This is a genomic window from Luteococcus sp. (genome assembly GCF_043424415.1).
Lineage (GTDB): Bacteria > Actinomycetota > Actinomycetes > Propionibacteriales > Propionibacteriaceae > Luteococcus.
The window spans coordinates 1-7687 of record NZ_JBHWOO010000073.1; the positions used below are offsets into that span (position 1 = coordinate 1).

The following is a 7687-nucleotide window of genomic DNA, read 5'->3' on the forward strand; positions in this document are numbered from 1 at the left end:
CTCCCCGTGGGGAGTGGCCGCCGCCATGTGCTCGGGGGGGTCAGATGACGCGCACCCAGACCGTCTCGTCCAGCTCGCGCAGCTCCCCTTCCAGATTCGGATGGCTGCCGCTGACATCGGTGATGGCGTAACCCAGGTGCCCGCGTGTGGCCAGTGTCTGGAAGGTGATGTTGCCGTCGTGCTGGGCGAAGACCTGGTTGAGGCGGGCCATCACGCCGGGAACGTTGTGGTGCATGTGCAGTACGCGGGTGCCCTTGAAGGACTCGGGGGCGATCTGCGGCACGTTGACGCTCATCTGGGTGCCGCCGGTGGTCAGGTGGTCGAGCATCTTGCCAGCGACGAAGCGGCCGATGTCCACCTGCGCCTCCTTCGTCGAGCCGCCGACGTGCGGGGTGAGCACCACATTCGGGCGTCCCCGCAGCGGCGACTCGAAGGCCATGCCCGCCTTCTTGGGCTCCGACGGAAAGACATCGATGCCGGCACCGGCCAGGTGGCCGCTGTCGAGGTGGCGCACCAGTGCGTCGACGTCGTAGACGTGCCCACGGGCGAGGTTGAGGAAGATGGCGCGGTCCTTCATCTGGGCGAACTGTTCCTCGCCGAAGAAGTCCTTGTTGGCGCCACGTCCGTCGACGTGCAGGCTCACGACATCGGCCTCGCGCAGCAGCTCCTCCAGGCTGTCACAGCGCCGCGCATTGCCCAAGGCGAGCTTGTCGACCAGGTCGTAGAAGATGACGCTCATGCCGAAGCTCTCGGCCAGCACCGAGAGCTGGGCACCGATGTTGCCGTAACCGACGATGCCCAGCGTGCGTCCCCGCACCTCGTGCGAGCCCTCGGCCGACTTGTTCCAGACACCGCCGTGCATCATCTGGTTCTTCTCGCCCAGGCGTCGCGCCAGGGTGATGATCTCGGCCAGCGCGAGCTCCACCACGGACCGGGTGTTGCTGTAAGGGGCGTTGAAGACCGGGATGCCGGCCGCCGACGCTGCGGCAAGGTCGACCTGGTTGGTCCCGATGCAGAAGCATCCGACCGCCATTAGCTGCGGGCAGGCCTTGATCACCTTCTCGGTGAGGTGGGTGGTGGAGCGGATCCCGAGCAGCTCGACGCCCTGCAGGGCCTCGATGAGCTCGTCCTCACCCAGGGCGCCGGAGCGCGTCTCGACCTCGACGCCGGCCTCGCAGAGGATGCGGGTCGCTTCGCTGTGGATGTTCTCGAGCAGGAGTGCCTTCACCCGCGGCAGTCTAGGGGGCCGGGCAGGAAACGGGAGGCGCGTCTCACCTGCTTGGACGAGTGCGCCGCTGCAGGTCCAGACGCGGTACTGCGGCCAGCAGCTCACGGGTGTAGGGCTGCTGGGGATGGTCGTAGACCTGCTCGACGCGGCCCTGCTCCACCAGCTCGCCGGACTTCATCACCACCACACGGTCGCAGACGTGGCGCACCACGGTGAGGTCGTGGGAGACGAAGAGCATGGTCAGCCGGTACTCGTCGACCAACTCGTGCAACAGGTTCAGCACGTGGGCACGCACCGAGACGTCGAGGGCGCTGACCGGTTCGTCGGCGATCAGCACCTCTGGCTTGGGGGCCAGCGCGCGGGCGATTGCGATGCGCTGGCGCTGCCCCCCGGAGAACTCATGCGGGTAGCGTCGCTCGCTGCCGGCCGGCAGACCCACCTGTTCCATCACCTCGCGCAGGCGGGCGCCCCGCTCCACGGGCACGTCGCCTCGCTGGCGCAGCAGCGGACTGCGCAACGGCTCGGTGATGATCTCCCCCACCTGCATGCGCGGGTTGAGCGAGCTGCGGGGGTCCTGGAAGACCATCTGGACGCTCGCGCGCAGGTCGGCCAGTTCCCGTTCCGGCAACCCGGCGACCTCGCGTCCCCGAAAACGCACCTGCCCCCTGGTGGGCCGCTGCAGGCAGGCGATCATCCTGATCAGCGTCGACTTGCCCGAGCCGGACTCCCCCACGATCCCCAGTCGGTCGCCGGAGTCGACGGTCAGGTTCACCGACTTGACGGCGTGGACGGCGTCGGGGCCACGGCCGTGGACCTTGTCCAGGGCGATGGTCTCGACCAGGTGCTGCGATGGTCCGCTCATGGCTTCTCCTGCCAGAAGTCCTCGATGACCGGCAGGCGGCTGCCGGGGACGGCCTGGTCCAGGCGTGCGGTGGCCACCAGCCCGCGGGTGTAGCCGTGCTGGGGATCGCCGAGCACCTGATCGATGGGACCCTGCTCCACGACTCGGCCCTGCCACATCACCATCACCCGGTCACAGATCTGGCTCACCACCGCGAGGTCATGGGAGATGAACAGGCAGGCGGCCCCGGCCTGGTCGAGCTGTTCGTCGAGCACCCTGAGCACCTTGGCCTGCACCGTCACGTCCAGGGCCGTGGTGGGCTCGTCGCAGATCACCAGTTCGGGAGAGTTGACCAAGGCCATGGCGATCATCACCCGCTGCCGCTGCCCGCCCGACAGCTCGTGGGGGTAGGCATCCGCGACCCGTTCTTCGCGCGGCAGGCCGACGCGCTGCAGCATGTCCACCACCTTCTGGCGGGCGCTGCCGCGTGGCAGGTCCTGGTGCAGGCGCAGCACCTCGGCCACCTGGCGGCCACAGGCCATTGTCGGGTCCAGGGCAGTCATGGGCTCCTGGAAGACCATCGAGACCAGGTCACCGCGCAGCCGCGAGAGCTCGGCATCGCACGCCCCCTGCACTTGGTGCCCGGCCAGTTCCACGCTGCCGGAGACCTGCGCATTGTCGGGCAGCAGCCCCATCAGGGCCAGGGCCGTGACGCTCTTGCCGGAACCCGACTCCCCGATCAGGCCCAGTCGTTCACCCGGGTCCAGACTGAAACTGACCCCTTGGACTGCAGGCGCCCGGCGTCGCCCGAAGGTGACCGTCAGGTCGCTCACGTCGAGCAGGCTCATGACAGGTCCCTCGTGCTCATGACAGCTCCCTCGTGCTCATGACAGCTCCCTCAGGCGCGGGTCGAGCAGTTCGCGCAGGCCGTCGCCCAGCAGGTTGAAGCCGAGCACGGCCAGGGCGATCGCCAGGCCCGGCCAGACAACCTGCTCGGGATGGCTGAACAGCTGTTTGCTCTGCGCCTCGTAGAGCATCCGGCCCCAGGACGGCGTGGTGATGGCGGTGGCCAGGCCCAGGTAGCTCAGGGCCGCCTCGGCGAGGATGGCCATGGCGAAGCTCACCGAGGCCTGCACACCAACCAGCGGCGCGATGTTGGGCCAGACGTGGCGCACGGCGATGGCCGTCCAGGTGGTGCCGCAGCCCCGGGCGGCCAGCACATAGTCCTGTTCCATCACCTGCAGGCAGGCGGCACGGCTGATCCGGGTGAAGACGGGAATGGTGGCGATGCCGATGGCCACCATGCCGGTGGTCGTCGAGCCCCCGACTGCGGCGGCCAGCAGAATGGCCAGCAGCAGCGCCGGGAAGGCGTAGAGGATGTCGGTGATGTGCACCACGAGACGACCCAGCCATCCCTGCCGCATGCCGGCGAGCATGCCCAGCGGCACTCCCACCAGGGCTGACAGGGAGACCGACACGACACCCACCAGCAAGCAGATGCGCGCACCGGCCATCAGGCGACTGGCGATGTCGATCCCCATCGAGTCGGTGCCCAGCAGGTAGGGCCAACCGGGCGGACGCAGCCGGTGGGCCGGATCCACCAGGGTCGGGTCGTGCGGGGTCCACACCAGTGAGACCAGGGCGGTGAGCACCACCACGGCGACGATCACGCCGCCGGTCCACAGCTGTGTGCGGCTGCCCCTGCCGGGGCGGGCGCCGGTCATGACCCCCCCCGGGTGCGGCGAAGGCGCGGGTCGATGGCCAGGTAGGACAGGTCCACCAAGGCATTGATCACCAGCACTGCGGCCACCAGCAGCATCACGATGGCCTGCACCAGCACCAGTTCGCGCTGGTTGACCGCGTCCAGCAGCATGCGTCCCAGACCGGGCAGGGCGAAGACGCTCTCCACCACGATGGCGCCCACCAGCAGGGTGGACAGCTGCAGGCCGAGCACGGTGACCACGCTGAGTGCGGCATTGCGCAGCCCATGGCGCACCATGGCCGCCCGGCGGGTCCAACCCACGGAACGGGCGGTGCGGAACCAGTCCTCGCCGAGCACCTCGACGAAGGCGCTGCGCACGTAGCGGGTGAGCACCGAGGCCTGCACCAGCGCCAGCGAGAGCACCGGCAGCACCATCCGTCGGGCCCACTCGACGGGATCGCTGGTCAGGGGGACGTAGCCGTTGGCGGGCAGCCAGCGCAGCCGCACGGCGAAGACGACCACCAGGATGATGCCGGCCAGGAAGGCGGGCACGGCCATGCCGAGCTGGCTGAGCACCGAGATGAGGCTGCCGCTCCAGTGGCGCCGACGGGTCGCGGCGACCATGCCGACGGGAACGGCGACCAGCAGCGAGACGACCATGCCCAGGCCGACCAGCCACAGCGTCACCGCCAGTTTGGGGGCCATCATGTGCAGCACGCCCTCACCGGTGCGGGCGCTGGTGCCGAAGTCACCGGTGACCATGCCGCCCAGCCACTCCAGGTAGCGCACCGGCCAGGGACGGTCGAGCCCGAGCTCGACGCGCAGCGCCTCCAGCGAGGCCGGGTCGGCCTGGTCGCCCAGGATGGTGGTGGCGACGTCTCCCGGGAGCAGGTTGACCAGGCAGAAGATCACCAGTGAGGCGACCAGCAGGCTCAGGGCGAAGGCCCCGAGCCTGCTGGCGATGCGTGTGCCGCGGTTCACGGATCAGGCGTCGCGGGAGGCCACGGTGGTCAGGTCGAAGCTCTCACTGGTGGCATTGGCCGGCACACCACTGATGTCGGCCTTGGTCACCACGATGTGTGGGAAGAGCCACAGGAAGTCGGCGGCCGCGTCGTCGCTGAGCGTCTTGGCGGCCTGCTTCATCAGCGCGACCGACTGCTCGTTGTCGGCCTTGTCGGCCTGGGCGATGAGCTTCTGGAAGTCCGGGTTGTCGTAGTGCCAGTAGTAGGTGGGATCGGCGAACTTGTCGATGTCCCGCGGCTCGACGTGGTTGACGATCGTCATGTCGTAGTTGCCGTCGTCGTGCACCTCCTTGAGCCAGCGGGCCCAGTCGAGCTCCTCGACCTTGGCGGTGATGCCGACGGCCTTGAGCTGGCTGGAGATGAACTGTGCCGAGCCGGGACCGTAGGGCAGCGTGGGCACGCGCAGCCGCAGCGTCAGGTTGGACTCTCCTGCCTGCTTCAGCAGGGCCCTGGCCTTGGTCGGGTCATGGGCGTAGTCCTTCGAGAGGTCCTCGTACCAGGGGTCGGTGGGCGGCACCATGGAGCCGATCATCGTGCCCTTGCCGGCCCAGACCGTCTCGAGCAGGGCCTTGCGGTCGATGGCGTGGCGGATCGCCTGGCGCACCTCGCGCTTCTTCAGCGCGGGATTGCCACCCTTGCCCTGGTTCATCCCGAGCACCACCTCGCCATTGCTGGTGCCCTCGGTGACGGTGTAGCGCGAGGTGTCGGAGAACTGGTCCACCGCCTCCGGCGCGGTCAGGTCACTGATGATGTCCAGGTCGCCGGACAGCATCGCGGAGTTCATCGAGTTGGCGTCGGCGAAGTAGCGGAAGGTCGCCGTCTCGAAGTGGGTCGGGGTGCCCCAGTAGGACTTGTTGCGGTCCAGGCGCACCGACTCGCCCCGCTTCCAGGCGCCGAAGGCGAAGGGGCCCGAGCCGACGGGCTTGCTCGACAGGGTGGCGAAGGAGTCGGGGTCGGCGATGATGCCGGCGCGCGAGGCCATCGCGTAGAGCCAGGACTGAGAGGGGGTCTTCAGCTTGACCGTCACGGTGTCGGCATCGGTGGCGGTGGCGCTGACCACGCCGGACATCTCCTGCTTCAGTGTCCCGACCACTCGCTTGTCGGTGCGGATCCGCTGGATGTTGGCCACCACGGCCTTCGCGTCGACCTTGTCGCCGTCGGAGAAGTGGGCCTTGGGCTGCAGGTCGAAGGTGTAGGTGAGGCGGTCGGGCGAGACCGTCCACTTCTGCGCCAGCAGCGGCTTCAGCTCGCCGGTGCCGTCGATCTTCACCAGCGTCTCGTAGACGTTGTAGAGCAGGGCCTGGGGAATCGCGGCGCCGCTCTGGGTGGTGGGATCCATGGACTCCGGCTGGGCCGTGGCGCCGATCACGAGGCTGCGCGCCTGCTCCTGCTGCTGGGGGTCGGGCCCCGTCGAGGAACAACCACTGACCAGTGCCACCAGCGTCGCGGTTGCGAGTGCGCCCTTGCCCAAGGATGCCATGCGTGTTCTCCTGCAGATGTGACGGAGTGCCCGGGCCGGCCGCCCAGGCTGGTAAGACTCTACAACGGGGCAGCCGCCGGCCCCGACGACGCCACATCCCACGAAGGAGTCCCTGATGGCCGAAGGCCAGTTCCCCTCAGCGCGGGCCACGAGGCCGACGCGCCTGGTGGGCGAGGTCGCCCTGCGGGCCTTCGACCTGTCGGAACATGCCGTCGGGCTGGCGAGGGACGAGCAGCACCGGCGTGTCGAGCGCTGGCGTTCCCGGCTGTTCATGATCCTGCAGATCTCGGTTGCCGCCGGCACCGCATGGTTCCTCGGCCAGCACCTGCTGGGGCACACCATGCCCTTCTTCGCCTCGGTGGCCGCGATCATCTGCCTCGGCTTCAGCTTCGGCCAACGCGTCTCCCGCGTGGTGGAGGTGGCCTGTGGCGTCTTCATCGGGGTGATGACCGGAGACCTGTTCGTGATGCTCGTCGGCACCGGCCCCTGGCAGATCATGCTGGTCTGCTTCGTGGCGATGAGCGTGGCCACCTGGTTCAACGCCAAGCCGCTGATGATCAACCAGGCCGGCATCCAGGCAGCCACCGTGATGACACTGATGCCCGCCCCGGACGAGGGCTTCAGCCGGTGGGCCGACGCGCTGCTGGGGTGCTGCCTCGCGCTGCTCTTCGCACTGGTGGCGCCGACGAGCCCGGTGCAGAAGCCGCGCCGCAAGGCCGCCGCCGTCCTGCAACAGGTCTCGCGGACCCTTCGGGAGGCGCGCCAGGCCCTGGCCAGCGGTGACGCCGAGGCCGCCTCGGTGACCCTGCGCCATGCCCGCGACACGGAGCGGGAGCTGACCCAGCTCGTCGAGGCCGCCAACGAGGGTGTCGCGGTGGCCCGCTACTCGCCCCTGCTGCGTTCCGAGCGCGACCACGTCCAGGCGATCGCCGAGATCGTCGCCCCGCTCGACCGGCTGCTGCGCAACCTCAGGGTGCTGGCCCGGCGGGCGACGATTGCCACCTGGCGGGGCGAGAAGGTGCCCGAGCCCTACCTGAGGGTGCTCGACGAGCTGGCCGACGTCACCGACTTCTGCGCCCAGGAGCTGGCGGCCCGCCGCCTGCCGTCGAGGGCTCGGGGGCGCATCGAACTGGTGGCCCGTGCCACCGCCCAGATGGGCGTGCAGGGCTCGATGTCGGGCATCGTCGTGCTGGCGCAGGCCCGCTCGATGCTGGTCGACCTGCTGGAACTCACCGGGATGAGCTATGCCGAGGCCCGTTCCCTCGTGCCCGAGATGGACTGACGTGGTTGGCAGATGGCGCCCGCACGGCCCGATTTTGTCTTTCGTCAGTGTGTGTGTAATGTTGTGTTCACCGACGCGGGGTGGAGCAGCTCGGTAGCTCGCTGGGCTCATAACCCAGAGGTCACAGGAGGT

General features: G+C 68.9%; 7 protein-coding genes. 1 reads left to right on the forward strand and 6 read right to left on the reverse strand.

What is annotated here, in order from left to right:
* Window positions 1-40 precede the first annotated feature (40 nt).
* From serA to ACHFFZ_RS04270, 6 genes are read right to left on the reverse strand one after another with little or no spacing between them, the layout of a single operon-like run.
* On the reverse strand, window positions 41-1228 hold the full coding sequence (serA, locus tag ACHFFZ_RS04245) for a phosphoglycerate dehydrogenase (RefSeq protein ID WP_394275421.1): 1188 nt from the start codon (window positions 1226-1228) through the stop codon (window positions 41-43).
* Window positions 1229-1271: 43 nt separating this feature from the next.
* Window positions 1272-2090, reverse strand: a complete 819-nt coding sequence (locus ACHFFZ_RS04250) for an ABC transporter ATP-binding protein (protein WP_394275422.1) — start codon at window positions 2088-2090, stop codon at window positions 1272-1274.
* Complete coding sequence (locus tag ACHFFZ_RS04255; RefSeq protein ID WP_394275423.1) at window positions 2087-2917, reverse strand: ABC transporter ATP-binding protein; 831 nt, start codon at window positions 2915-2917, stop codon at window positions 2087-2089. The genes ACHFFZ_RS04250 and ACHFFZ_RS04255 overlap by 4 nt, the downstream gene beginning before the upstream one ends.
* A 36-nt stretch (window positions 2918-2953) precedes the next feature.
* Window positions 2954-3793, reverse strand: a complete 840-nt coding sequence (locus tag ACHFFZ_RS04260; RefSeq protein WP_394275424.1) for an ABC transporter permease — start codon at window positions 3791-3793, stop codon at window positions 2954-2956.
* On the reverse strand, window positions 3790-4752 hold the full coding sequence (locus tag ACHFFZ_RS04265) for an ABC transporter permease (protein WP_394275425.1): 963 nt from the start codon (window positions 4750-4752) through the stop codon (window positions 3790-3792). The genes ACHFFZ_RS04260 and ACHFFZ_RS04265 overlap by 4 nt, the downstream gene beginning before the upstream one ends.
* A 3-nt stretch (window positions 4753-4755) precedes the next feature.
* On the reverse strand, window positions 4756-6273 hold the full coding sequence (locus ACHFFZ_RS04270) for an ABC transporter substrate-binding protein (RefSeq protein ID WP_394275426.1): 1518 nt from the start codon (window positions 6271-6273) through the stop codon (window positions 4756-4758).
* Window positions 6274-6388: 115 nt separating this feature from the next.
* On the opposite strand from ACHFFZ_RS04270, the gene ACHFFZ_RS04275 reads away from it, so the two are divergent.
* Window positions 6389-7555 (forward strand): FUSC family protein, encoded by a 1167-nt coding sequence (locus ACHFFZ_RS04275; protein ID WP_394275427.1) that lies wholly within the window; start codon window positions 6389-6391, stop codon window positions 7553-7555.
* The last annotated feature ends 132 nt before the right edge of the window (window positions 7556-7687 follow it).